Source organism: Dietzia maris (assembly GCF_014144855.1).
Lineage (GTDB): Bacteria > Actinomycetota > Actinomycetes > Mycobacteriales > Mycobacteriaceae > Dietzia > Dietzia kunjamensis.
In genome coordinates this window covers 1-2,850 of the sequence record NZ_JAALDN010000532.1, presented here as the reverse complement: position 1 = coordinate 2,850, position 2,850 = coordinate 1, and the positions used below count along the sequence as shown (strand labels likewise).

Below are 2,850 nucleotides of genomic sequence, written 5' to 3'. Positions count from 1 at the left end.
CCGGTGAAGTGACGGCGCCCCTGCATGACCACCTCGGCGGCGGTCACGGGGAAGCCCTCGTCGAGCCCGTCGGCCTGGGGGACCGCCGCCACCCGGCCGCTGCGCAGGGCGCGCCGGACGGACGACCCGAGGACGCGGACCGTCCCGGTGGTCGGGGTCACCAGGCCGAGCATCGCCTGCAGGAGGGTGGACTTGCCGGAGCCGTTCGGTCCGAGCAGGACCGTGATCTCGCCGCTCGGAACCGAGAGGGAGACCGAGTCGAGGGCGCGGACCTGGCCACGATCCACGGTGAGGTCGGTGACGACGACGGGGGGCGGCCCGGTGAACGGCGAGTACGGCAGTGGTCGGTCTGTCATGGCGTCAGCTCCCGGGAGATGATCTCGAGGTCGTGGTCGAGCAGGTCCAGATAGGTGGGGACCGGTCCCGTCGGGCCGGAGAGCGAGTCAACGTACAGCAGGCCGGCCAGGCGACTGCCCGTCTCGTCCGCGACCTGCTGCATGGCGGCGTCCGACACCGTCGACTCGCAGAACACGGCGCCGATCTCGCGCTCGCGGATCTCGTCGATCAGGGCCGTGATCTGGCGGGGCAGTCCCTGGTTCTCGCTGTTGACCGGCCACAGGTACAGCTCCTCGAGGCCCAGGTCGCGGGCGAGGTAGGAGAACGCACCCTCGCAGGTGACCAGTACGCGCTGGTCCTCCGGGACGGACTGCACGGCCGCGCGGGCCCGGTCCGTCATGTCCTCCAGTTCCCGGATGTAGTCCCCGGCCCGGGCGGTGTACGAGCGCTCGCCGTCCGGGTCGAGGTCGGAGAGCGAGGCGGCGATCGTGCGGATGTACTCGGCCCCCTCGAGCGGCGACATCCAGGCGTGCGGATTGGGCCGGCCGGTGTAGTTGCCCGCCCGGACGGGCAGGGGATCGACCCCGTCGGAGGTGACCACGTGGCGCGCGTCGGTGCCGTCGATGAAGCGCAGCAGCCAGTCGTCCATCCCGAGACCGTTGCTCACCACCAGATCCGCGCCCTCGACCCGCTTGAGGTCCTCGACGGACGGCTCGTACTGGTGCACGTCGGCGCCCGGGGTGGTGACGGACTCCACCTGCACCCGGTCCCCGCCCACCCGGCGGACCATGTCGGCCAGGACCGTGAACGTCGTGGCCACCACCACCCGGTCACCGGTGTCGGCGAACCGCGGTCGGTCGTCCACGTCGGCCGCACCTGTGGGGCCGACCGCGCACGCCGAGATCGCCGTGATGCAGGCGGTGACCGCGGCGGCGGCGACCGCCACGGCGGACGGGCGGACACCACGAAACTTACGGGCACCGCCCGGACGGAATTTCGGCATGCCGAAATTCTAAGTCATGTGGGCGGAAAGGTGCTAGCTGCCGGCGTAACCGTGCTGGCGCCAGGCCTCGTAGACGGCCACCGCGGCCGCGTTGGACAGGTTCATCGACCGGCGACCCGGCAGCATGGGGATGCGCACCGTCGCCGTGACCCGATCGTCGGACAGCACCTCCTCGGACAGGCCCGTGGGCTCGGGCCCGAAGAGCAGGACGTCGCCGGGGGAGAACCGCACCTCCGGGAGCGCCAGGTCCGCCCTCGCGCTGAAGGCCCAGACCCGCGCGGGCAGGAGGCTCGCGTACGCGGCCTCGAGATCCTCGTGCACCTCCACGTGGGCGAGGTCGTGGTAGTCCAGCCCCGCACGCCGCAGCTGCGGGGCGGAGAGGTCGAAGCCGAGCGGGCCGGCGAGATGCAGCTCGCAACCCGCCCCCGCCGCCATCCGGATCGCGTTGCCCGTATTGGGCGGAATGCACGGACGATCGAACAACACACGCACACCCACACCGGTCATGGGGCCATTCTCGCAGCGCCGTGCCGACGGACCCGCCGGGGAGTGGGATACTGGTCCGCGTGACCGCGATCAAGCTGGACGGAAAGCTCACCCGCGACGAGATCGTCGCCGACCTCACCGCACGCGTGACCGCGTTGCGGGACAAGGGCATCACCCCGGGACTGGGCACCGTCCTGGTCGGGGACGACCCCGGTAGCCACTCCTACGTGAAGATGAAGCACCGCGACTGCGAGCAGGTCGGCATCGCCTCTATCCGGCGTGACCTGCCCGCGGACACCACCCAGGCCGAGCTCGAGGCCGTGATCGACGAACTCAACGCCGATCCCGCGTGCACCGGCTACATCGTGCAGCTGCCGCTACCGAAGCACCTGGACGAGAACGCGATCCTCGAGCGGATCGATCCGGACAAGGACGCCGACGGCCTGCACCCGGTGAACCTGGGCAAGCTCGTGCTGAACGAACCCGCGCCACTGCCGTGTACCCCCAACGGCAGCATCCACCTCCTGCGTCGGTTCGGGGTGGGGCTCGACGGCGCGCACGTCGTGGTGATCGGGCGCGGCGTCACCGTGGGCCGTCCGATCGGGCTCATGCTGACCCGGCGCAGTGAGAACGCCACCGTCACCCTCTGTCACACCGGGACACGCGACCTGGCGGCCGAGACGCGGCGGGCCGACGTGATCGTGGCCGCTGCGGGCGTCGCCCACATGGTGACCGCCGACATGGTGAAGCCCGGAGCCGCGGTGCTGGACGTCGGCGTGTCACGGTTGGACGGCAAGCTCGCCGGGGACGTGCACCCGGACGTGTGGGAGGTCGCGGGGGCGGTCTCGCCCAACCCGGGCGGCGTGGGCCCGCTGACGAGGGCGTTCCTGCTGAGCAACGTGGTCGAGCGCTGCGAGCGGCTCGACTCGGGCGACTAGGCCCCCGATGACCCACCCGGCTCCCGACCGGCCCCGTGACGGGGCGACCGACGCGAGGCCGCGCCGTACGCGGCCCGCGCGTCTGAC

Annotated in this window: 4 protein-coding genes; 1 reads left to right on the top strand and 3 read right to left on the bottom strand. The window is 71.6% G+C overall.

All coding sequences use genetic code 11. The features are described from left to right. From G6024_RS15760 to G6024_RS15750, 3 genes are all read right to left on the bottom strand, one after another. Positions 1-356: ATP-binding cassette domain-containing protein (locus G6024_RS15760; RefSeq protein WP_159149133.1), on the bottom strand; the 356-nt coding region annotated here is incomplete at its 3' end. Further along, positions 353-1,339 carry a metal ABC transporter substrate-binding protein gene (locus G6024_RS15755; protein WP_132063531.1) on the bottom strand — a complete coding sequence of 329 codons (987 nt, stop codon included), beginning with the start codon at positions 1,337-1,339 and terminating at the stop codon, positions 353-355. The genes G6024_RS15760 and G6024_RS15755, both read right to left, overlap by 4 nt. Positions 1,340-1,372: 33 nt before the next feature. After that, complete coding sequence (locus G6024_RS15750; RefSeq protein WP_120286204.1) at positions 1,373-1,846, bottom strand: tRNA (cytidine(34)-2'-O)-methyltransferase; 474 nt, start codon at positions 1,844-1,846, stop codon at positions 1,373-1,375. Positions 1,847-1,905: 59 nt separating this feature from the next. Here G6024_RS15750 and G6024_RS15745 point away from each other — a divergent pair, with 59 nt between their 5' ends. Continuing rightward, positions 1,906-2,763, top strand: a complete 858-nt coding sequence (locus G6024_RS15745) for a bifunctional methylenetetrahydrofolate dehydrogenase/methenyltetrahydrofolate cyclohydrolase (RefSeq protein ID WP_120286203.1) — start codon at positions 1,906-1,908, stop codon at positions 2,761-2,763. Positions 2,764-2,850: the final 87 nt, after the last annotated feature.

Excerpts from the sequence above, each read along its gene's own strand:
- G6024_RS15755 (WP_132063531.1), bottom strand. The coding sequence starts at position 1,339 with ATGCCGAAATTCCGTCCGGGCGGTGCCCGTAAGTTTCGTGGTGTCCGC.
- G6024_RS15750 (WP_120286204.1), bottom strand. The coding sequence starts at position 1,846 with ATGACCGGTGTGGGTGTGCGTGTGTTGTTCGATCGTCCGTGCATTCCG.